This is a genomic window from Pseudomonas sp. ANT_J12 (assembly GCF_008370045.1).
Classification (GTDB): domain Bacteria; phylum Pseudomonadota; class Gammaproteobacteria; order Pseudomonadales; family Pseudomonadaceae; genus Aquipseudomonas.
In genome coordinates this window covers 371,281-392,259 of sequence record NZ_VOBN01000003.1, presented here as the reverse complement: position 1 = coordinate 392,259, position 20,979 = coordinate 371,281, and the positions used below count along the sequence as shown (strand labels likewise).

Annotated in this window: 22 protein-coding genes; 10 read left to right on the top strand and 12 right to left on the bottom strand. The window is 59.2% G+C overall.

The window, feature by feature from the left end:
* Nucleotides 1-353: 353 nt before the first annotated feature.
* Nucleotides 354-1,115, bottom strand: a complete 762-nt coding sequence (locus FQ192_RS10095) for a gamma-glutamyl-gamma-aminobutyrate hydrolase family protein (protein ID WP_149658483.1) — start codon at nt 1,113-1,115, stop codon at nt 354-356.
* 280 nt (nt 1,116-1,395) lie between these two features.
* Here FQ192_RS10095 and FQ192_RS10090 point away from each other — a divergent pair, with 280 nt between their 5' ends.
* The 7 genes from FQ192_RS10090 to FQ192_RS34980 all read left to right on the top strand — a co-directional run bounded on the left by FQ192_RS10090 (nt 1,396) and on the right by FQ192_RS34980 (nt 8,713).
* Complete coding sequence (locus FQ192_RS10090) at nt 1,396-2,772, top strand: glutamine synthetase family protein (protein ID WP_133835965.1); 1,377 nt, start codon at nt 1,396-1,398, stop codon at nt 2,770-2,772.
* 213 nt (nt 2,773-2,985) lie between these two features.
* Complete coding sequence (locus FQ192_RS10085) at nt 2,986-4,476, top strand: aldehyde dehydrogenase (RefSeq protein ID WP_149658482.1); 1,491 nt, start codon at nt 2,986-2,988, stop codon at nt 4,474-4,476.
* A gap of 52 nt (nt 4,477-4,528) precedes the next feature.
* Entirely contained in the window at nt 4,529-5,815 is a 1,287-nt protein-coding gene (locus FQ192_RS10080) for an FAD-binding oxidoreductase (RefSeq protein ID WP_149658481.1), read from the top strand.
* Between the two features lie 393 nt (nt 5,816-6,208).
* Nucleotides 6,209-6,757, top strand: a complete 549-nt coding sequence (locus FQ192_RS10070; RefSeq protein WP_007895886.1) for a cupin domain-containing protein — start codon at nt 6,209-6,211, stop codon at nt 6,755-6,757.
* 78 nt (nt 6,758-6,835) lie between these two features.
* Nucleotides 6,836-7,282, top strand: a complete 447-nt coding sequence (locus FQ192_RS10065; protein WP_149658480.1) for an NUDIX hydrolase — start codon at nt 6,836-6,838, stop codon at nt 7,280-7,282.
* Between the two features lie 230 nt (nt 7,283-7,512).
* On the top strand, nt 7,513-8,151 hold the full coding sequence (locus FQ192_RS10060; RefSeq protein ID WP_149658479.1) for a hypothetical protein: 639 nt from the start codon (nt 7,513-7,515) through the stop codon (nt 8,149-8,151).
* Between the two features lie 34 nt (nt 8,152-8,185).
* Nucleotides 8,186-8,713, top strand: coding sequence for a hypothetical protein (locus FQ192_RS34980; protein ID WP_178129068.1), 528 nt, complete (start codon nt 8,186-8,188; stop codon nt 8,711-8,713).
* A gap of 139 nt (nt 8,714-8,852) precedes the next feature.
* Here the strand turns inward: FQ192_RS34980 and FQ192_RS10050 are convergent, their stop codons facing one another.
* The 8 genes from FQ192_RS10050 to FQ192_RS10015 form a co-directional block, all read right to left on the bottom strand.
* A complete protein-coding gene (locus FQ192_RS10050) occupies nt 8,853-9,380 on the bottom strand; it encodes a hypothetical protein (protein ID WP_149658477.1) in 528 nt (175 codons plus the stop codon).
* A 224-nt stretch (nt 9,381-9,604) separates the two neighbouring features.
* A complete protein-coding gene (locus FQ192_RS10045) occupies nt 9,605-9,898 on the bottom strand; it encodes a fructose-bisphosphate aldolase (RefSeq protein WP_149658476.1) in 294 nt (97 codons plus the stop codon).
* Between the two features lie 625 nt (nt 9,899-10,523).
* Entirely contained in the window at nt 10,524-10,724 is a 201-nt protein-coding gene (locus FQ192_RS10040) for a PLDc N-terminal domain-containing protein (protein ID WP_149658475.1), read from the bottom strand.
* Nucleotides 10,725-10,967: 243 nt separating this feature from the next.
* Nucleotides 10,968-12,674, bottom strand: coding sequence for an amidase (locus FQ192_RS10035; RefSeq protein ID WP_149658474.1), 1,707 nt, complete (start codon nt 12,672-12,674; stop codon nt 10,968-10,970).
* Nucleotides 12,675-12,780: 106 nt separating this feature from the next.
* A complete protein-coding gene (locus FQ192_RS10030; protein WP_149658473.1) occupies nt 12,781-13,239 on the bottom strand; it encodes a metallophosphoesterase family protein in 459 nt (152 codons plus the stop codon).
* The gene (locus tag FQ192_RS10025; RefSeq protein ID WP_149658472.1) at nt 13,236-13,730 is read right to left on the bottom strand and encodes a PaaI family thioesterase; all 495 of its coding nucleotides are present in this window, start codon (nt 13,728-13,730) and stop codon (nt 13,236-13,238) included. Before FQ192_RS10025 ends, FQ192_RS10030 begins: the two co-directional genes overlap by 4 nt.
* Before the next feature lie 43 nt (nt 13,731-13,773).
* Nucleotides 13,774-14,961, bottom strand: coding sequence for a GGDEF domain-containing protein (locus tag FQ192_RS10020; RefSeq protein WP_149658471.1), 1,188 nt, complete (start codon nt 14,959-14,961; stop codon nt 13,774-13,776).
* Nucleotides 14,962-15,039: 78 nt separating this feature from the next.
* Nucleotides 15,040-15,273, bottom strand: a complete 234-nt coding sequence (locus FQ192_RS10015; RefSeq protein ID WP_149658470.1) for a hypothetical protein — start codon at nt 15,271-15,273, stop codon at nt 15,040-15,042.
* A gap of 254 nt (nt 15,274-15,527) precedes the next feature.
* Here FQ192_RS10015 and FQ192_RS10010 point away from each other — a divergent pair, with 254 nt between their 5' ends.
* Nucleotides 15,528-16,115 carry a fimbrial protein gene (locus FQ192_RS10010; protein ID WP_149658469.1) on the top strand — a complete coding sequence of 196 codons (588 nt, stop codon included), beginning with the start codon at nt 15,528-15,530 and terminating at the stop codon, nt 16,113-16,115.
* A gap of 132 nt (nt 16,116-16,247) precedes the next feature.
* Here the strand turns inward: FQ192_RS10010 and FQ192_RS10005 are convergent, their stop codons facing one another.
* Nucleotides 16,248-16,496 carry a hypothetical protein gene (locus FQ192_RS10005; RefSeq protein WP_149658468.1) on the bottom strand — a complete coding sequence of 83 codons (249 nt, stop codon included), beginning with the start codon at nt 16,494-16,496 and terminating at the stop codon, nt 16,248-16,250.
* Between the two features lie 218 nt (nt 16,497-16,714).
* Between FQ192_RS10005 and FQ192_RS10000 the strand changes: the two genes are divergently transcribed.
* Nucleotides 16,715-18,634, top strand: coding sequence for a tyrosine-protein phosphatase (locus tag FQ192_RS10000; protein ID WP_149658467.1), 1,920 nt, complete (start codon nt 16,715-16,717; stop codon nt 18,632-18,634).
* A 134-nt stretch (nt 18,635-18,768) separates the two neighbouring features.
* Here the strand turns inward: FQ192_RS10000 and FQ192_RS09995 are convergent, their stop codons facing one another.
* The gene (locus tag FQ192_RS09995) at nt 18,769-19,704 is read right to left on the bottom strand and encodes an AraC family transcriptional regulator (RefSeq protein ID WP_372242334.1); all 936 of its coding nucleotides are present in this window, start codon (nt 19,702-19,704) and stop codon (nt 18,769-18,771) included.
* Between the two features lie 181 nt (nt 19,705-19,885).
* Here FQ192_RS09995 and FQ192_RS09990 point away from each other — a divergent pair, with 181 nt between their 5' ends.
* Complete coding sequence (locus FQ192_RS09990; RefSeq protein WP_149658465.1) at nt 19,886-20,278, top strand: GFA family protein; 393 nt, start codon at nt 19,886-19,888, stop codon at nt 20,276-20,278.
* Between the two features lie 14 nt (nt 20,279-20,292).
* On the opposite strand, the gene FQ192_RS09985 is transcribed toward FQ192_RS09990, so the two are convergent.
* Nucleotides 20,293-20,976, bottom strand: coding sequence for a hypothetical protein (locus tag FQ192_RS09985; protein ID WP_149658464.1), 684 nt, complete (start codon nt 20,974-20,976; stop codon nt 20,293-20,295).
* Between the last annotated feature and the right edge of the window lie 3 nt (nt 20,977-20,979).

Sequence of the window (20,979 nt, the reverse complement as noted above, 5' to 3'; positions counted from 1 at the left end):
TCGTCGGGCCAACGCGGCCTGACTTAATAGTTGATTGCAAGCCCGTGTCGTACGGTGCCAATCCATTCAAACGCGGTCCATTGTAGGAGCGAGGCTTGCCCGCGAAGACGGCGTGTCAGTCGCCATCATCGTTGCCTGATACACCGCTTTCGCGGGCAAGCCTCGCTCCTACAGGGGTATTGCGTTTGGTTCGCTGGCCCATACCGCTCGGGCTTATTCGGCGCCGCCGTCCTGGCTGCCTGGTGGTGCTTGTTGTTGTCTTGTTTCGTTTTTTACGCGTGAAGAGGCAGCGCGCGTCGGCGCACCCGCCCGTTCACGAGGGCAGTTAAATCGTTGGGTGAGGGTTTAAGTCGTCAGCGTTTTTTACGTAGCGCCGCCCGTTGCCGGCACGCGTCGCCAAACGCCTGGAAAATACTTAAATACTGAGGATTGGAAAGCACCTGCCATTCCGGGTGCCATTGCACGCCGACGGCGAAGGTCGGGCTGTGTTCCACCGAGATCGCCTCGATCAAACCGTCCGGTGCAATCGCTTCTGCGCGCAGGCCCGGTGCCAGTCGATCAACGCCCTGGCTGTGAATCGAATTGACCCTGAACTCGGTCGGCAACTCCAACGCTTCGAACACGCCGCCAGGCTGCACTGTCACGGCATGAGCCGGCGCGTATTGCACCGCCAACTCGGGACTGTCCGCTTCACGGTGATCGAGCATGCCCGGCAGTTCATGCACCTTCTGATGCAGGCTGCCGCCGAACGCGACGTTCATTTCCTGAAAACCGCGACAGATGCCCAGCACCGGAACACCGGCGGCAATCGCTGCACGCAATAAAGGAAGGGTCGTGGCGTCCCGGGCCGGATCGTGATCCGTGCCGGGAGCGCTGGCGGGGCCTTGATAGTGGAAGGGTTCCACGTTTGAGGGCGAGCCGGTGAGCAACAGACCGTCGAGCTGCGCGAGCAGGTCCTCGATTTCAGTCAGTTCACCCAGGGAAGGAATGACCACGGGCAACCCCAGAGCCGCGACGCTGACAGCGCGCAAGTACTTGTCGCCGCTGACGTGGTAGGGGTGCAGGCCAATCTGTTTGACGCACGCTGTAACGCCGATCAATGGCTTGAATGCCATTTTTATCACCTCGAAGTTTCACACTTGAACGAGCTTTTCCGGAGCTTAGCCTTGTTGATTTTAATTAACAACTCTCATGTAAAAAATTCTAAACGCCGGTCGTCCGATGCTGAGGATCTGCGCGGCTCTGGCGGCTTATCTGGCACTCTCGTCCCCATAAAAGGCCCGAAAATAAAGGTTGAAAGGCTAAGTGTTCGCTATTGACTTCACTTTGCCGTTCGGGTTGACTGGGCTCGCAACACCGTAGTGAACATAATAATTAACAGCTAATAGGTGCATCATGTCGGTCCCTCTGCGTACCGTTCAACTCAACGAAGCAAACGCATTCCTTAAGAAATATCCTGAGGTTTTGTACGTCGACCTTCTGATTGCGGATATGAACGGTGTGGTGCGCGGCAAGCGCATCGAACGCACCAGTCTTCATAAGGTTTACGAAAAAGGCATCAACCTCCCGGCGTCACTCTTTGCCCTGGACATCAACGGCTCGACGGTGGAAAGCACCGGCCTGGGTCTGGACATCGGCGACTCCGACCGAATCTGCTACCCCATCCCGGGCACCCTGAGCATTGAGCCGTGGCAGAAACGCCCAACCGCGCAATTGCTGATGACCATGCACGAACTCGAAGGCCAGCCGTTCTTCGCTGACCCACGGGAAGTGCTGGCGAATGTGGTGCGTAAATTCGACGACATGGGCCTGACCATCTGCGCGGCGTTTGAACTCGAGTTCTACCTGATCGATCAGGACAACGTGAACGGTCGTCCGCAATCGCCGCGTTCGCCGGTATCGGGCAAGCGTCCGGTGTCGACCCAGGTGTATTTGATCGACGACCTCGACGAATACGTCGATTGCCTGCAAGACATCCTTGAAGGCGCGAAAGAGCAGGGCATCCCGGCCGACGCCATCGTCAAGGAAAGCGCCCCGGCGCAGTTCGAAGTCAACCTGCATCACGTCAACGACCCGATCAAAGCCTGCGACTACGCGGTGTTGCTCAAGCGTCTGGTGAAGAACATCGCCTATGACCACGAGATGGACACCACCTTCATGGCCAAGCCGTATCCGGGCCAGGCAGGCAATGGTCTGCACGTACACATTTCGATTCTCGACAAAGAAGGCAACAACATCTTTGCCAGCGAGGATCCCGAGCAGAACGCCGCACTGCGTCACGCGATCGGCGGTGTGCTCGAGACCCTGCCGGCGCAGATGGCCTTCCTGTGCCCGAACGTCAACTCGTACCGCCGTTTCGGCGCGCAGTTCTACGTACCGAACTCGCCGAGCTGGGGCATCGACAACCGTACCGTTGCGGTACGTGTGCCGACCGGTTCTGCCGATTCGGTGCGCATCGAACACCGCGTAGCCGGTGCCGACGCCAACCCGTACCTGCTGATGGCCTCGGTCCTGGCCGGTATTCACCACGGTTTGACCAACAAAATCGAGCCGGGCGCTCCGGTGGAAGGCAACAGCTACGAGCAGAACGAACAGAGCCTGCCGAACAACCTGCGCGATGCACTGCGCGAGCTGGACGACAGCGAAGTCATGGCCAAATACATCGACCCGCTCTACATCGACGTGTTCGTGGCGTGCAAGGAAAGCGAGTTGGCCGAGTTCGAAAACTCCATCTCGGACCTTGAGTACAACTGGTATCTGCACACGGTCTGATGGGTTTGGGCTGTTGGGGTTGATGTTGAATGTGAGGGCCTCTTCGCGGGCAAGCCTCGCGCCTACACAGGATATGTGTCGGGCACAAAAAATGTGCACGCCGCAGACCTGCAGGAGCGAGGCTTGCCCGCGAAGACGGCCGCCCAATCACCCCTGCAATCCCCTGATACGCCGCCACAACAATCACTTATTCCTCTGCGTCGAGTCACAACAATGACAAACACTCGCAGCGACTGGGAACAACGCTTCCAGTCCTTATCCATCGAAGGCCGGGCCTTTATCGACGGTCAATACCGCGCAGCACTGAGCGGTGACACCTTCGAATGCATCAGCCCGGTCGACGGCCGTTTCCTGGCCAATGTCGCCAGCACCGACGAAGCCGATGCCAACGCAGCCGTCGCCGTCGCACGGCAGACGTTCGAGTCCGGCATCTGGGCGCGTCTTGCACCTGCCGAACGTAAAAAAATCCTGATCCGCTTCGCCGATCTCATCCTGGCGAACCAGGAAGAACTGGCCCTGCTCGAAACCCTCGACATGGGCAAGCCAATCAGCGATTCGATGAACATCGACATTCCAGCGACCGCCAACGCGATCCGCTGGAGCGCCGAAGCCATCGACAAGATCTACGACGAAGTCGCCGCCACACCCCACGATCAACTCGGCCTCATCACCCGTGAACCCGCCGGTGTAGTCGCCGCCATCGTGCCGTGGAACTTCCCGTTGATCATGGCCAGCTGGAAGTTCGCCCCGGCACTCGCGGCGGGCAACTCGTTCATCCTCAAGCCTTCGGAAAAATCGCCACTGACCGCGATCCGCATTGCGCAATTAGCGCTGGATGCCGGGATCCCGAAAGGCGTGTTCAACGTCCTGCCAGGCTACGGTCACACCGTCGGCAAGGCGCTGGCGTTGCACATGGACGTCGACGTGCTGGCGTTCACCGGCTCCACCGCGATTGCCAAGCAACTGCTGATCTACGCCGGGCAAAGCAACATGAAACGCGTTTGGCTCGAAGCAGGGGGGAAGAGTCCAAACGTGGTGTTCGCCGACGCGCCGGATTTGCGCGCGGCAGCACAAGCGGCGGCGGGGGCGATTGCCTTCAACCAGGGCGAAGTCTGCACCGCCGGTTCGCGCTTGCTGGTGGAGCGCTCGATTCGCGAGCAGTTCATTCCGCTGCTGGTGGAAGCGCTGCAAGCCTGGAAACCGGGGCACGCCCTCGATCCGGAAACCACCGTCGGCGCAGTCGTCGATCAACGGCAACTGGACAACGTGCTGCGCTACATCCAGGTCGGCAAAGACCAGGGTGCGCAACTGATCGCGGGTGGCAGCCGCACCCTCGAAAGCACCGGCGGCCTGTACGTGGAACCGGCGATTTTCGACGGTGTGACCAACGCCATGACCATCGCCCAGGAAGAAATTTTCGGTCCGGTACTGTCGCTGATCACCTTCGACACCTTCGATGAAGCGCTGGCCATCGCCAACGACAGCATCTTCGGCCTGGCCGCCGGCGTCTGGACCAGCAACCTGAGCAAGGCCCACACCTTCGCCCGTGGTTTGCGCGCCGGCAGCGTCTGGGTCAACCAGTACGACGGCGGCGACATGACCGCACCGTTCGGCGGGTTCAAGCAGTCGGGTAACGGTCGGGACAAATCGCTGCACGCGTTCGACAAATACACCGAACTCAAAGCGACCTGGATCAAGCTCTAACACCTTTACAGCGGCGGTCGCCAGCGCGTGCTGGCGGCCATCGGAGAAACGTATGAAACCAACAACACATGTCAACAGCTACTACGCCGCCACCCGCAACTTCACCGGCGAATTCCCGGTGCTTGAAGAACTGGTGGAATGCGACGTCTGCGTGATCGGCGCCGGCTACACCGGTTTGTCCTCGGCGCTGTTCCTCGCCGAAGCGGGCTACAGCGTGACCGTGCTCGAAGCCGCCAAAGTCGGCTTCGGCGCCAGCGGTCGCAACGGCGGTCAACTGGTCAACTCCTACAGCCGCGACGTCGATGTCATCGAAGAACGCTACGGCGACAAGACCGCCGAAATCCTCGGCAGCATGATCTTTGAAGGTGCCGACATCATCCGTCAGCGCATCCAGCACTACGACATCCAGTGCGACTACAAGCCCGGCGGCATCTTCGCCGCGCTGAACAAAAAGCAACTCAAAGGCCTGGCCGAGCAGAAAAGCAGCTGGGAACGCTACGGCAACAAGAACCTGAAAATGCTCGACGCCGCCGACATCAAGCGCGAAGTCGGTTGCGACAACTACGTCGGCGGCCTGCTGGACATGCAGGGCGGCCATATCCATCCGCTGAACCTGGCCCTCGGCGAAGCCTCGGCGATCATCGGCCTGGGCGGCAAAATCTACGAACAATCGGCGGCGGTGGAAATCACCTACGGCGAACCGATCACCGTGCGCACCGCCAAAGGCGTGGTCCGCGCCAAGTACCTGCTGATCGCCGGCAACGCCTACCTGCCGCAAGGCCTCGACAATCGCGTGACCAGCAAAAGCATGCCCTGCGGCTCGCAAATCGTCGTCACCGAACCGTTGTCAGAGCAAGTCGCACGCAGCCTGATCAAAAACAACTACTGCGTCGAAGACTGCAACTACCTGCTCGACTACTACCGCCTCACCGCCGACAACCGCCTGCTGTACGGCGGCGGAGTGGTCTACGGCGCCCGGGAACCGGACGACATCGAACAACTGATCAAGCCAAAAATCCTCAAGACCTTCCCGCAGTTGAAGGACGTGAAAATCGACTACCGCTGGACCGGCAACTTCCTGCTGACCATGTCGCGCATGCCGCAATTCGGCCGCATCGAGAAAAACGCCTACTACATGCAAGGCTACAGCGGCCACGGCGTTACCTGCTCACACCTGGCCGGCAAACTGATCAGCGAAATGATCCGCGGCGACGCCGAACGTTTCGATGCCTTTGCCTCCTTGCCGCACATGCCGATGCTTGGTGGCCGCACCTTCCAGGCGCCCCTCACTGCCATGGGCGCCGCGTACTACGCACTGCGCGACCGGTTCGGCATCTAAAGTCCCTGTGTGAACGGGCCCCTGTGGCGAGGGGGCTTGCCCCCGTTGGGCCGCGAAGCGACCCCAAACCCGGCCACCGCGGTGTAACGGTTACACCGGGCGCAATGGTTTTACGACCGCTTCGCAGCCGAACGGGGGCAAGCCCCCTCGCCACAACGTCCAAACCAACACCATCTTTGTGGCGAGGGAGCTTGCTCCCGCTGGGTCGCGAAGCGTCCCCGTTTTGGGCTTTTCACCCACCACCCATCGAACCTGCTGAGCAACACGAACAAACGTGATTTAATACCCGCCTTTCACTTTTCCGGGACAGGGAAGTGGTGCTCCTCGCGGCCAAAAGTCGCCCGCCATCCACCCCCATAACCCCCTTAAGTAGTGCACACACATAAGGCTGTCATGGACACGGGCTCACGACTCAAATTAGTACGCGAAAGCTACAAACTGTCCCAGCGCGAGCTGGCCCGCCGTAGCGGCGTCACCAATGCCACCATCTCCCTGATCGAACAAAATCGCGTCAGCCCCTCCGTCAGCTCCCTCAAGAAACTGCTCGAAGGCATCCCCATGTCCCTGGCGGACTTCTTCACCTTCGACCAGCCACCGCGCGAGCATCAATACGTATTCCGCGCCAACGAACAGCCGGATCTTGGGCGGCACGGGCTGCGATTGTTGCTTATTGGCGCGTCCGTACCGAGCCGGCAGATGCGCTTATTGCGCGAGCAGTACGCGCCTGGGGCTAGTTCGGGGGAAGAGCCTATCGTCCACTCGGAAGGCGAGGAGTGTGGGCTGGTGACGCGGGGGACGGTTGAACTCACCGTTGATGGGCAGATTAGTGTGCTGAATGCCGGGGATGGGTATTACTTTCCGACGACGTTGCCGCATCGGTTTCGCAATATTGGGGCGGATGAGGCAGAAATCATAAGTGCCAACACCCCGGCTAACTTCTGATATCGCAAATGGACACTGACCTGTAGCAACCTTCGTCCGTTGCTACAGGCATTCTTCAAAGTAAATGGACTTACCTGCATGACTACCCAACGCATCCGTGCACTTGCACTGTGTGTCTTCCATCACGATGGAAAGATACTGGTTAATGAATTTTGCGATCCCATCACCAAACAGACCTTCTTCCGCCCGCTCGGCGGAGGTATCGACTTTGGCGAAACCAGCGCCGAAGCCATTGAACGAGAGATCCAGGAAGAACTCGGTTTGCCGATCACCGATGTCCGATTGATCGGTACGCTTGAAAGCCTCTTTACGTATGCCGGTAAGCCAGGACACGAAATCGTGCAGGTTTACGATGCGAAGTTTGTGGATTCAGCTGTTTACGAATTGCCGTACTTGAACGCCCAAGAGAGCGATGGGGCTGCGTTCACAGCGAAGTGGCATTCATGCGCAAGCTTTACTGACGATTCGCCGTTGGTGCCTGATGGGCTTTACGATTTGCTTGGAAAAGTCGAATTGATAGGTTGACGCTCGCGACTCAATGACTGTGTAGCAATTAGCGTCAGGCTGTTTCTGACAAGTCACCGCTAAAAAATCTGTTGTCGTCGATTAATCATTCATTGGCTTGTTCGTTCGTCGGAGTAGTTATGGCAGGTAGTGTTTCGTGGAATATAGATTTGGGGAAAGTGCTGGATCGTGTCCTGAATTTTATATTCGGGACTGTGTCTAGCCGTTTGATGCTAGTCGGAATAGGGCTCATGTCCTACAATTTAAAAGATGTTTTGGTTTATGCTATTCAGACGGTAATACTCAAAAAAAATGATGCCCAGCCGCCCGGAAACAGCATCGGTTGGATGGAAGGTTTAGGGTTGTTGGTATTTGCTATTGGTCTTTTAATACCGCTTTATCATTGGCTTATTAGTTCTAGGAAAAACCTACAAGCAGATAGGTTGCTTTTCAAGCAAACTTATTTGCAAATGAGTGTTCCGCAACTGCAAGACGAATGTGAGAGGCTGTACGGAATAAAAAACGCTGACGCGCAAGCCATTCGAACGATTCTTGGACATCCAACCAACGTCAATGGCGCTATCGCTCTTTTTCAGTTTGGTTATATGAATGTTATCTATCAAGCGCCTTGGTTTCGTCTGCGCGATAAATGGTTCAAGATTCGCTATAACATCGGATTTTTAATTTGGATGTTGTTTCCGGTTCATATTGCTCTTTGTTTGCTCTTAGGTGCGCTGGAGCTTTATAATCCGGGGTTGTTAAATTCTGGTCCGTATGCAGGCCAAATATTTATTGCTCTCGCAATTTTGGAGTCCATGGGGGCATATTTAATTTTTGGTGACTTGAAGAGAATGGGTAGAGCGATAACATTGGTTGAGTTTAATAGATAGTAGTTGTCGCAGTTTAAAGAGGTGGCAGATCTATTTGAATAAGATCAGCCACCTTTTTCAGCATTGCAGTAACCGTAGCGACTCAAAGCCTCGCCAACAATGTACGGGGGCTTTTCAGTTGTCAGCGTTTCATGGCTTCGCACTGGTTCCGCAGATCGCTATTGGAAATCTGCCCGCAACTGCCATTGCCTTTCTTGGCATAGCAAAGATTGCGCTGGTCACTGTCCGAGATCTGGCCACAGCTGCCATTATTGGTTTCCGCATAGCAGGCATTGCGCATATCCGAGTTGTTGATCTGCCCGCAGCCACTGCCGCTCTGTTTTGCATAGCAATAGTTGCGCATATCGCTGTCGCTGATCTGTCCGCAGCCGGAGCCTCCTTTCTCTGCGTTGCACGCATTGCGCAAATTCGAATCATTGATCTGCCCACAGCTGCCGCCACTCTCCTTGGCGTAACAATAGTTGCGCTGATCACTGTTGGATATCTGCCCACAACTGGCATGGGCGTACCCGCTAAGCATCAACAACACAGCAATGATTACTCTCATTACGCACTTCCCTGATTTACCAGGAATCAGCCTGGCGCTGCTTGATCCCAAAAATGGTGACAGTTCTATTTAAACAAAGATCTATCACCTTATTTCCAGCGTCATTTCACCCAATTACACATTTAACGACCCCGTGCTCAATCAGCCCGCGCGCTCAACGTATCGGCAACGACAACCGATCCAGCGCACAGCCGTTGGCCGCTGACTGCTCGGCCTGAAACAGTCGAACCCCGGAATCCAGATCGACGATGTTGATCTGGCAGCCGCTCATGACATGAGGGCCGTCGGTGATGCCGCCCTTGATCACATAGCGAGCGCCCGGCATGAACTCGGTGACAAAATCGACCGTGCATCTGCGGTTGCCGCTGGCCCCGCCTTCCAGCAAAAGATGGATCGGCTTGCCCGCTTCGATGGCTCGAAAACCTTCGGGTCTCGAGGGTGTCGATGGGTAGCCACCCCAGACCGAGAACAGTTGCCGAGCGGGTGTCACGGGCACCGATCGGCCGTATTTGCAGGCCATGGTCGGCGCTGCGCTAAGGGTCAGGTAGTTGCGACGATTGATCATTGCGTCCATTTCGCTGCGGATCTGCGCTTGTGGGGCGTTGGCGGGGGCTTCGTATTGCGGGATCGGCGAGCAACCTGCGATTAGCAGCAGTAGCGAGCTTAAGTACAGCGGTTTCATGGGCGTTTCTGTCCGTAGCGGTTTGAGAAATGGGCGGGATTACTGGTTCGAGCAAAATGAATCCCGCAGAGATAGGCCAAATAGGCGGCAGAGTGCCACTAAGTTGATATTGGTGGAAGGGGCGCGGGTTGCATGGCTGGATTGGCAGGGTGGGTTGTTGGACCAGCTTCAGGACGACGTAAAAAAACCGCAGACATGCGGTTTTTTTTGCGACTTGATTCGGGTTACTGATTCGGTGGCGTATCAAACCCACGCCGCTCAATCACCCGAAACACATCATGCACATCCCGGATCAGGATCCAGGCGATGTGGGTGACGGTGTTGATGTCGTTTTCGGCGTAGTCCGGCAGGCTGGTGCAGGCCATGAGGTTGAGGTATTTGAGGACGGCGTTGAGGCGTTCGCTGACGCAGTTGTGGAGTTCGCGGATGGGGGCGTCGTTGTCGATTAGGAGGACGGGGTAGTCGGTGGCGAATTGGGACATGGGGGTGAAGCGGCGTGGCGGATTGTTCGTAGTCATAGGATCAGCTCTTCAATTGATTAGAAGTGCCACCTTTCTGCTGCGAAACAAATGGGTGGCAGCTATGTGCGGGTTCGCAGACCGGAGAAGAGACTAAAACCGGCAGACCCGAAGGTCTCCCACACACAGCCGCCATAAAACGTAACGGTGGCGAATTTTGCCACAGTTGTCATTTGACGGTGTGTATCCACTTCTACAGGGCTGCGAAACCCTATCGCCAATTTCTGTTAGCGACGGCTCGAATATAGGTGGGCACTTTATGGCCCGCAACCGGGGGGTAGGACGCCTTTTAGGCTGTTTTGGTGAAGGAGATTTGCTGCGATTGGCCACGAAACCCTTGCGGGCTGGGCGTTCGGAAATGTCTTAGGAAATCGGGGGCAAGGGATTGGGGCTGCTTCGCAGCCCAGCGGGAGCAAGCTCCCTCACCACAAAGGGTGTTTTCCTACATGGTTTTCGGACGTGAAGATCAAAAGATCGCAGCCTCCGGCAGCTCCGCGGGTGCGGGATGCTCAGAAATGATAAAGCCCCGAGTCTTCGGGGCTTTTTGAAGTGCTGGGGGGCTGCTTCGCAGCCCAACGGGGGCAAGCCCCCTCGCCACAAAAAAAGCGAGTGTGCGGCGGCTTGGTTATTGCGCGCTGTGGGTGCTGTGTTTCGGGCCGGCCAGTGCCCAAGCGATGAGGCCGATCAAGGGCACGAAGACGATGACGACGATCCACACGCCTTTGTTGTCGACCTTGCTGCCGCTTTTGATCACTTTGTTGATCGCCCACAGTTCAATCACCACCAGTATTGCCGCGAGTGCGATCCAGACGTATTCGATTTGCATTAGCCACCTCCTGAAAGTCATTTCTTTAGGTGGGTGGTGGCGGGCAGGGTTCATTAAATGTGTAGTTGGGCACAACACTAATCTGTGGCGAGGGGGCTTGCCCCCGTTGGGTCGCGCAGCGGCCCCAAAACCTATCACCACGGTGCATCAGGCACACAGCGTGCAATGGTTTTGCGACTGCTTCGCAGCCGAACGGGGGCAAGCCCCCTCGCCACAAGGTGTTTGTGTTGCTTCAGATCTATGTCAGTCAGACAGTGCCGGGGTGCGCGGGGGAATCATCCGCTTGCTGCCCGTTGCTTCAAACGCCGCCGCCAACCGCAGCAACGTCGAATCATCATAGGCACGCCCGGCAAACGTCAGCCCGACCGGCATCCCAATGTCCGGCATCACACCCATCGGCACGGTGACGGTGGGAACGCCCAAATGGCGGATGGCGAGGTTGCCATTGGCTACCCAAACCCCATTACTCCAGGCAATGTCCGCCGACGCAGGATTCACATCCGCATCCGCCGGCCCGACATCAGCAACGGTCGGGAACAGCACCGCATCCAGCCCAAGCCGATCCATCCAGTGTTCAAGATCAAGTCGGCGGGTTTGTTCCAGCCCTCGAAGTCCGTCGGGCACGGTGCTGATCTGGTCCCACGGCGTAATCCCGCGCTCAGCCATGCGCACATATTCATCCATGCCCGCCGCCAGATCGCCCTCGCGATTAGGCAACGTCCCCGGGTCATGGGGGAAGATCAGCGGTCCATCCACATCCGCCAGGCGATTCAATTTCGGATCGCCATTGGCCCGCAGGAAATCATCAAACGCCCACGCCGTCAGGTCCCACAACTCATGGTGCAGGAACTCCTTGGATACGATGCCGCGATTGAACACCGTCGGCGCGCCGGGGCGATCGCCTTCGCAATTGGACACCAGCGGGAAATCAACTTCGATCACTTCAGCGCCCGCCGCTTCGAGTACCTGGCGCGCCTGTTTCCAAAGCTCGATCACCGAGTCGCGGGTGTTGATGCGTTGCCCGGTTGGGCCACCAATCCCCGGCGCTTCTGACGTACCCGCTTCAGGATCGGCATTGATGTACATGCGAGGAATACCAAGACGCTTACCAGCAAGTGCCTCGGGGTTGGCGGCCAGCTCGGCATAGGACGCAGGGCGCACCGAAGCAACGCTCGGAATCGGCACCCACGGTTGCAGCCGCCACAGGTCGCCGCGTGTATCGGGATCTTCCGCGACCACGACGTCGAGCACTTCAAGCAAGTCAGCCATGGTCCGGGCGAACGGCACGACCACGTCCATGGTCGGGGTCAGCGGCCAGTTGCCGCGCACCGAGATGATCCCGCGCGACGGCGTGTAGGCGCACAGGCCATTGTTCGACGCCGGGCCGCGACCGCTCGACCAGGTTTCTTCCGCCAAACCGAATGCCGCGAAACTGGCGGCGGTGGCCGTGCCGGCGCCGTTCGACGAGCCGGAAGCAAAAGGCGCCGTGAGGTAGTCCGCGTTGTACGGACTCTCAGCCCGGCCATAGACCCCGCGCTGCATCCCGCCGTTGGCCATCGGCGGCATGTTGGTCTTGCCCAGGCAAATCGCCCCGGCGCCGCGCAGCCGTTCGATAGTGAACGCATCGCGATGCGCGACGAGGTTGGCGAAGGCCGGACTGCCGGACGCAGCGGTCAAACCTTTCACCAGGTAACTGTCCTTGGCCGTGTAGGGGATGCCATCGAGCGGGCCCAGCGTCTGGCCTTTGGCCCGGCGGGCGTCGGAGGCTTGGGCTTCGTTCAGCGCCTCGGGGTTGCGCACTACCACGGCGTTGAGGGCGGTGGCGGTGTCGGGGCCGTCATAGGCGTCGATGCGGGCGAGATAAGCCTGGACCAACTCAACTGACGTGGTCTGGCCCGATTCGAGCGCCGCACGCAGCTCGGCAATGGAAACCTCGGTGACCTCGATCATGCTGTTCTCTCAAAATGGCTGTTCATGGTTGTTCTCGTTGTACGGTATTGCGCGCAGTGTCTGGGCTTTCAATGGGCGCTATTTAAGCACGGCGCAGGGCGACCCATCATTCAAGCAGCGGCACCAGGCGCGGTTCGATGGAATCGGCGAGCACCTCAAGCAGCGCCAGCGTGACCGGCAGTTTGAAGCGCCGACGCCCGGCGCTGCCCGGGTTCAGGTAAAGCACCTGGCCGCGCCATTCGATGCTCGGTTTGTGCGAATGGCCGGTGATCACCAATTGGATACTGTCATCCAGATTGGCCGCCACGTCGGCGATGTCGTGTACCAGCAGCACCTGCCAGCCGTTGAGGTCAAAACGCAGACAATCGGCCAATTCGCGCGCCCAGGGCGCGTCCAGGTCATTGTTGCCGCGCACCACCTGCACCGGCGCAATCGCTGCCAACTGCGCGAGGACCTCCGGGCTGCCGATATCGCCTGCGTGAATGATGTGCTCACAGCCTTGCAGGGCCGCGATGGCTTCGGGGCGGAGCAGGCCGTGGGTGTCGGAAATGACCCCGGTTTTCATCGGCCGTGCGCCGTGTTCGCCAATTGCCCGGTGTCCACCCGCACGAAGATCGAGTCGCCGATCGCGGTAAGCACATCGCCGGCGTAGACCTCGCAGATGACGCGGGTTTTGCGCCCGACATCGCCCTCGACTTTCGCTCGCAGGGTCAGCGGCACGCCCATGGGCGTCGGTTTGATGAACTTGATCCCAAGGTTGCCGGTGACGCAATCGATGCGCGGCAGGCTTCCCGGTTCACGCTGCTCCACGCGGTAGTGATAGGCCATCGCCGTCCAGTTGGAGTGGCAGTCGACCAGCATCGCGATCAAGCCGCCGTAGACCAGATCCGGCCAGCCGCAGTATTTGGTATCGGGAATGTGCTCGGCGATCACGTGCACGCCGTCTTCATCCCAGGCGCTCTTGATGTGCAGCCCATGCGGGTTGCTGCCGCCGCAGCCGTAGCAGACGCCTTCGGGCGCGGCGATGTCTTGCAGGGACGTTTCGAAATGAGGCATGGCGCGGTCCTTCTGAACGATTAGAGCCAGACGTTGGCGGAGTTTAACGCTGAACGCGGTCGGGCATGGATTCGCTTCCGGCGACTGTCCGATCAACCAGACGAATGCTGTCGCGTCCGCCACGCTTGGACGCGTAGAGCGCGGCGTCGCCTTGCTCGATCAATGCTGCCAGGCTGACGGGCGGTTGATCGAAGAGGGTGGCGCCGATGCTCAGCGTCACCGTTTCGGGCGTGGTGAATGTTTGTGCGGCGGTTTGCTGAAATTGTTCGCGCAGAGCGTTGCCCAGGCTGATGACCCGCTCGGTCGAGGTGTTATTGAGCAAGATGATGAACTCGTCACCGCCAAGTCGCGCCGCCAGTGCCGCTTCGGGCAGGTGCGCGCGAATCAGCTCGCTCAGGGCCACGAGCAAGCGGTCGCCGGCGGTGTGGCCGTGCAGGTCGTTGACCGGTTTGAAGTGGTCGATATCGATCAGCAGCAAGGCGCCAGGGCGAGTTGCGCAGACGTCCTCGAACAGGCGCGGTGCCCGTACTTCGAGGGCGCGGCGGTTGTACAGGGCGGTCAACGGATCGCGTGCCGCCAGCCGGGCGATCTGTTTCTCCCGCCGGTAGCGTTCGGTGCCGGTCATCGACAACGCGATCAGCATGATTGCCATCGCGCCTTCGACCAGGGAAATCTGAATGATCTCGCCCCGCAACGCGGCCAGATCGATCAGCGTGCCGGGAATCACGGCGGTCAGTGCCTTGGCCACATAGAAGCTGCCGTGGATCAGCAGCACATAACGCAACTGCACCGCGCCCACGCTCAACGACTTGCCGTGCGGGCGCAAGAGTAAACTGGCCCGCAACGTCGATAGCGCGACCAGCAGCGAGTTGGCCAGCAGCATGACTTTCGACCAGATGGGCCCGTCCGGTAACAACAGCATGGCCAGCCAAACGAGGAAGATCAGCCACCAGCCGCGGGACAGGCGCGTTTGCGTGAAGCGCGCAACGCCGAGCAGGAACAGGAAGTGGGCGGTCACCAGCAGGCCGTTGGCGAACCAGATGCCGATCAGCAGAAAACCGCTGCTGCGTAGCAGGGCGAGGGTGGAGCCCACGCTGATCGTGGCAAACCCGGCGCTCCAGAACAGCAGCGAAGGCTCACGAATACTGCGCCATTCGATCGCCAGGTACAGCGCGGCGGCCGCGGCAAGCGCGACCGAGAGTGTCAACATCGTGAGCGGGTCGAGCGGCATTTCCTGACGGGCCTGGCTGGTTTTTGGAGAGAGACGGCGATTGTATGCGTTTGGCCCTGTTTTTCGCAGAGGCCGGCGCTAAAGCCACGACTCCACAATCCGCCGATCCAGCTCTTCCCAGTCGGCCATGCCCAGCACTCGCGTGGTGTTGAGGCCGCGCAAATACCCGCGCAACTGGTTGGCGACCGCGCGCACCGACTCCGAATCGGGCGCCTGCTCGCGCAGCACGATTTCGTACTCGACCAGGTATTCGGACACCCGGTCGCGGAACTCAGGCAAAACGGCATCGCGGATCAGATCAAATGTTCGCACTGCGGGCCTCATGATTTTTTCGATTGGGATTGAGTGTGGATCAGTTTACGTGCCACGCCAGCAGAATCGAGACACCTTTTTTGTAGTCCCCATCATTCATGATCGATCGTTGTGGTCCTACATTTTCATCGGAGTGCTCCTACAACGATCTTCCACGCCAGTCTCTAGTCTGGACAGCTTCGGGCATTGTTCACAATCGTTCGGTGATTAAAGAAACAGATTGAGCAGTGCCAATTGCGGGGGTGATCAAGTCAATGAAGAACGTTTCAAGTTCAATAAGCGCTTTTGTAGTCTCCGTCCTGCTCCCGAGCATGACGTTTGCAGCGACAGGCACCGTCCGTTTTACCGGTACTTATGTGGATAAAAGCTGCAGTGTCGAGACCGGTGACCTCAAACAGAAGATCAACATGGGGGATGTGGCCTTTACCAATATGCCGAGTGTCAGCGGTGCGTCTTTCGTGACCCAGGGCGTCAGGAAAATCACACTGGAAGTCTTTTGCGCCTCAAGAGGTTCCTTCCGGACCATTGTGATGACCTTTAAAGCGACGACGGGCGGCACGGGCGTCGATCCGAATGATCGTCGGTTACTCAAGGTGACCGGTACCGGGGGCGGCAACGCAGCCAAGGGTGGTGCCATTGCGATCGTTGCGGTGAATGAAGGCAATCGGATTATCAACCTGGGGAGCACCTTCGATAACACCATCGTCGGTAACTTGAAATCCGTCGGCGGCGGTGCGGGTTATGGAACGGTCGAAGTCGGCGCGGCGTATGTGCTCAATGGCCAAGCGATCAAGGCCGGGGTGGCGAATTCGAGCTTGCCGTTTGAAATCTCATATGAATAAAAGATAAGGGGGGCAGCGACTGTAATAGAGGGTTTTATTTTGTGCCCTGACGCTCAACGCAAACCCGGTGCCGGGAATCACGCATGTGGCGGTACGCATTACGGATGTCGCGCACAACTTGGGGCAACACCGTCACTGTTTCGGCGGTTGTGGCTTGTCCGTCGTTTCGGTCGAGGAGTCGGCTTCTTTTTCCATGGATTGGGAGTCGGCGCCGGAGCTTGAACCTGACGCTTCCTCGCCCTTTTTGTTGGCCTTTTCGTCGTTGGATTCAGCGGTGGCCGGGGTGGCGGATTCTGCGGCGGTCTTCTCGGCGGCCAACGCGACAAGGCTGCAGGGCATCAGCAGGCTCGCGAAGGTGAGCGCGGCGATTGTTCTGTTCATCGTTTTATCCTCCAGCGAGGGGTACAAAACGTTGGAAGAACAGGACGGGAAAAGGTGCTAAGCCACTGACGAGCGGCACAAGTCGCACGAACATGGACAGAAAACGCACACCACGGCCCCATCGCGCCGGCATTTTCAACCCTCGGCCATTTGTCACATTCAGTCTCACTTCATTGCAGATAGTGGCCAGCCCAACGCGTTTCCAATGAGGCTGCCCCGTGTTTCAACGTCTTCTGTGTTCGCTGTCCGTTTTGAGCCTGTCCATTGCCGCCGCCCAGGCTGCCGAGAGCACTGCCCTCGATACTCCGCACCTGCGCAGCATCGACAATTTCCGCGATATCGCCGGCATTACCACCGCCTACTCCACGGCCCACGATGGCACGATGCGCAGCGGCGTGTTCTATCGCTCCAACGCGCTGACGCCGTCGGCGGCGGATCTGGCCACGTTGAATGGCCTCGGCATCAAGGCGATCTACGACCTGCGCACGCCGAGTGAGATCGCCGCCACGCCCGACACACTACTCACCGGGGCGACCTACGAGAACATCGACATCATCGGCAGCACCACGTCCGGCGCGAACATCACCACGGTCTCGTTCAAAAGCGCCGCCGATGCCATCGCCATGATGCAGCAGACCAACCGCGCGTTCGTCAGTGATGCGGGGATGCGCAGCCAGTTCACCCGGTTGTTCAATGAACTGGCGAGTGTCGACGGCGCCGCGCTGTTCCACTGCACCGCCGGCAAGGACCGCACCGGTTGGACTGCGGCTGTGTTGCAGAGCATCGCAGGCGTCGACAGTGCCACGATCATGAGCAACTACCTGGCGACCAACGACTACACCGCCGCGCGGGTGGCCGCGACCCTGAAGGCGATGCCGGCGGGCATGGCGGCGGTCTATGCGCCGCTGCTCGGGGTCGAGGCCAGCTACTTGCAGGCAGGTCTGGATCAGGTGATCGCGCAATACGGCAGCATGGACAATTACCTCAAGCAAGGCCTGGGTCTGTCCCAGGAAACCCTCTATGTGTTGCGCGGCAAAATGGTCGAATACAACAGCCTGCCGGGCCAGGCCGGCCTGATCGGCAATGCCGCTGCCGGCGCGCAGTTGTTGCAACAGTTGCAGAACAGCCACCTCTCCGGCACCTACAGCGCCTACAACAACTACCTGCAATCGGCCATCGATGCCGGCAGCCTCGGTGGGGTCGAATCCACCGTCGGCGGCCAGGTGCATGCGGACGCTGCCAGTTATCTGCTGCGTCAAGGCGCGATGATTGAACAGGCGTCGGCGCCGTTCAGCAGCGGCACGGACCTCAAGGTCGGCCAATACCGGTTATGGAGCACTGCGCTGACGGGCTATCTGGGCACTGACGGCTCGGCCCACACCGCCAGCAGCAACGAGCACAGCCAAGGGTTGATGGTCGGCCTGACGCAACGCTTATCCGAACAACTTAGCGCCCATGCCGGCTTCGGCTACAGTCGCGGCAATGTCGGCGGGGCGGGCGGCGAGGCGGATACCGACCTGACCTTTTTCAGCGTGGGTGCGCGTTATGCGCCGGGCGGTCTGGAACGCGGACTATTTGTCGACGCCGACGTCAATGCCGGTTGGCTCGACTACGACAGCAAGCGCGACCTCGGCGGTGGGCTCGGTTCGGCCAAGGGCGACAGCCATGGCAACCTCAGTGGAGCGAGCCTGGCGCTGGGCTACCGTTTGCCGGTGAGCGGCATGATCCTCGAACCGAGTCTCGGTGTGCGCGTCAGTCATCTGGACGTGTCGGGCTTTCAGGAGAAGGGCAGCGAACTGGCCCTCGATGTCGATGGCCTCCAGGCCACCCGCCGCAGTGCCGTGGCCAACCTCAAGGCCTCGTTCGCACCGATGGGCATGGGCGCGTGGAACCTGGTGCCGGGTGTTGAAGTGGGTTACGAGCATGTGCTGGGCGATCACACCGTCGACAGCGAAGGCCACTTGCTGGGCCTGGACATCGAACAGCGTGCCGCCTTCGACAACCGCGATCAGTTCAGCGGCGGCGTCAATCTCATGGCCAACCTTGGCGCATTGAGCCTGGGTGCCGAAGTCGGCGCCAGCGGTGGAGGTGACAGCCACGGCTTCAGCGGCGGTCTCAAGGCCAGCTATCTGTTCTGATCAACACCCAAACTGTGGCGAGGGAGCTTGCTCCCGCTGGACTGCGCAACAGTCCCCTGCTTTTCAGATAGAGCAGGGGGCCGCTTCGCGACCCAGCGGGAGCAAGCTCCCTCGCCACAGGTTGCTCGTCGTGTTCAGCGTCGGTTTTTCAGGCCGTTTTTCGCCTCCGCCGGGCTGATACCGTAGGCGTTCTGAAAGTACTGGCAAAACCTGCCGACATTGCTGAACCCGTATCGCACGGCCACCTCGGTCACGGACGTGAACGCACCGTCCGCCAGTGCAGCGTAGGCGCGCTCCAGACGCACCTGCCGCTGATAGGCCACGATCGACATCCCCACAAACCGCCGAAACCCCTCCTGCAAAGCACGCTGGCTGACGTTGCTCAGCCGCGCCAGCTCCGTGCCGCTGACCAGGTTGTCGGGATGTGCCTGAATGTACTCGACCGCCCGCTTCACATGCCGTGGCGCAATCAGCGGCTCAGGGCGGCGAAGGGCTTGGCTGAAGTTGTGCGGCCAGGCCTCCAGCACCGCGTCCACCAGCATTTCCCGAAGGCGCGAGGGTATCAGCGTACCGGCGTTGATCAGCAGGTCGAACTCGGTGCCTGTGGCCAGATCGATCAAAGCCTTGATGCCCTGGAACGCCGGGGAATCCAGATCCACCTGCGGCTCGAAAATCAGCGGGTTCAAGATCGGCTTGCCCAGCAGCATCGACAGACGTTCGGTGATCAGCCCGCGCCGGATCGAAATCCCGTGCTGCGCATGGTTGTCGATAAACCGCATCGAGCGAATATCCGCCTTGTCGATCGCCAGCCCAACGTGGGCAACGCCTACCGACTCGGTGCCGTGGTTGAAGACAATCGTGCCAGCGGTGGGAATGACGAAGGTGATTTCATCCACGGGATCGGGAAAGGCCACCGTGAAGTCGCCTCGATAGTGCATACGGCGAAAACTCACGCCTTCGTGCCGGCCGTAGACCCCGCCGATGATGATGTGCCCCGGCGGGGGCGGCGTGTCGGCGTAGCGGTTGCCGAACAGCTTCGAGAACAGCGCGCCGAAGTCGTCGCAGCGCATGTCGTTGGACCTGAGGATGATTGACTGGCGTGTCGAGGTTGAGAACACCTTGAGGTGCACCTTGGGCAGGGCAATGGGGGCAGGGCGGGGAAGATAGCAGGCGGGGCGTGACAGGTTTGTTACGGGGGTTGCTTGGACTATTTTTAACAGGCCTTTCGCATGATTTCAGAGGAGACACAGCATGGACCGATTCACTGGCGGTTGCCTGTGCGGCAATGTCCGGATCGAGGCCTCGGGCCGACCCTATCGCGTCGGCCTGTGTCACTGCCTCGACTGCCGCAAACATCACGGAGCGTTATTTCACGCTTCGGCGATTTTCCCCCAGGAGGCGGTGACGATCGAAGGCGAAACCCGCGACTACGCCGGGCGGTGTTTCTGTCCCCGCTGCGGCTCGTCGGTGTTCAACCGCAGCGCCGACGAGATCGAAGTCAACCTCGGCTGCCTGGACGCACCCGACCAACTGACGCCCACCTATGAAAGCTGGACCGTGCGTCGCGAGGCCTGGTTGCCGGCGTTTCCGCTGACGCGACGGTACGCGGGTGATCGTGAAGGCACGGGGCGGTTTGAAGAGTGACGGATGCCGACGCGTCACTGCACCAAGTAGAGCGCCTGTGAATCTTGCAGCGGGTGCGCCAGCTTAATGGCCCGTTCGACGACTCGTCGTTCCTCGCCCGTGAGCTGCTTCCTGCCCATCTCATGAAAGGTGCCACCGGGATCGATGTGCACTGAAAAAAGCCCGAACAGCTCGTCGCCGGATTCCTCGAGGATCAATTCCAGGTGCGCCTCGTTTGAGGTATTCGCCGTTAAATAGGTAAATCCTTCAACGAGCGCGCGACCACACCAGTGCAGCTCATCCCATGCCAGAAAATTCCCTTGCTCGCTGCCAATGCCTTGCAGATTCCAGGATGTCGACTCCTCTGGAAGTGCTTGCAGGGCTGGCAGTAATCGTTCGCACGAGAGGATCTCAAGTTCGTACTTGCGCTCGCCATGGGGAGCTGGATGCGCGCACGCTTGGGCCACGCCGATGACGTGTGCTTTCAAGAGATGGCTTTGCGCAATTTCGGAAGGTTGTTCACTCCAGCCATTCAAGTCGGACACGGGCGGGCACCAGATCAGCAGAATGGTTGCGCCGGCTTCCAGGCGGTCGTCGCGATCAAAGAACGCGAATGTCTTTTTACCCACGGCCGGCACGATATCGTTGAGGTGGATGACCGGGGCGCTGTAATCAATGCCCGAATCCAGCGACCAGAACCTTGGACGGTAAATTTTCATTTG

Coding starts and splice junctions, on each gene's coding strand:
- FQ192_RS10065 (WP_149658480.1), top strand. CDS start 6,836: ATGACTACCCAACGCATCCGTGCACTTGCACTGTGTGTCTTCCATCAC.
- FQ192_RS10090 (WP_133835965.1), top strand. CDS start 1,396: ATGTCGGTCCCTCTGCGTACCGTTCAACTCAACGAAGCAAACGCATTC.
- FQ192_RS10080 (WP_149658481.1), top strand. CDS start 4,529: ATGAAACCAACAACACATGTCAACAGCTACTACGCCGCCACCCGCAAC.
- FQ192_RS10085 (WP_149658482.1), top strand. CDS start 2,986: ATGACAAACACTCGCAGCGACTGGGAACAACGCTTCCAGTCCTTATCC.
- FQ192_RS10020 (WP_149658471.1), bottom strand. CDS start 14,961: ATGCCGCTCGACCCGCTCACGATGTTGACACTCTCGGTCGCGCTTGCC.
- FQ192_RS10035 (WP_149658474.1), bottom strand. CDS start 12,674: ATGATCGAGGTCACCGAGGTTTCCATTGCCGAGCTGCGTGCGGCGCTC.
- FQ192_RS09990 (WP_149658465.1), top strand. CDS start 19,886: ATGGACCGATTCACTGGCGGTTGCCTGTGCGGCAATGTCCGGATCGAG.
- FQ192_RS09995 (WP_372242334.1), bottom strand. CDS start 19,704: ATGCGCTGCGACGACTTCGGCGCGCTGTTCTCGAAGCTGTTCGGCAAC.
- FQ192_RS10060 (WP_149658479.1), top strand. CDS start 7,513: ATGTCCTACAATTTAAAAGATGTTTTGGTTTATGCTATTCAGACGGTA.
- FQ192_RS10010 (WP_149658469.1), top strand. CDS start 15,528: ATGAAGAACGTTTCAAGTTCAATAAGCGCTTTTGTAGTCTCCGTCCTG.
- FQ192_RS10095 (WP_149658483.1), bottom strand. CDS start 1,115: ATGGCATTCAAGCCATTGATCGGCGTTACAGCGTGCGTCAAACAGATT.
- FQ192_RS10030 (WP_149658473.1), bottom strand. CDS start 13,239: ATGAAAACCGGGGTCATTTCCGACACCCACGGCCTGCTCCGCCCCGAA.
- FQ192_RS09985 (WP_149658464.1), bottom strand. CDS start 20,976: ATGAAAATTTACCGTCCAAGGTTCTGGTCGCTGGATTCGGGCATTGAT.
- FQ192_RS10040 (WP_149658475.1), bottom strand. CDS start 10,724: ATGCAAATCGAATACGTCTGGATCGCACTCGCGGCAATACTGGTGGTG.
- FQ192_RS10070 (WP_007895886.1), top strand. CDS start 6,209: ATGGACACGGGCTCACGACTCAAATTAGTACGCGAAAGCTACAAACTG.
- FQ192_RS10045 (WP_149658476.1), bottom strand. CDS start 9,898: ATGACTACGAACAATCCGCCACGCCGCTTCACCCCCATGTCCCAATTC.
- FQ192_RS10025 (WP_149658472.1), bottom strand. CDS start 13,730: ATGCCTCATTTCGAAACGTCCCTGCAAGACATCGCCGCGCCCGAAGGC.
- FQ192_RS10005 (WP_149658468.1), bottom strand. CDS start 16,496: ATGAACAGAACAATCGCCGCGCTCACCTTCGCGAGCCTGCTGATGCCC.
- FQ192_RS10050 (WP_149658477.1), bottom strand. CDS start 9,380: ATGAAACCGCTGTACTTAAGCTCGCTACTGCTGCTAATCGCAGGTTGC.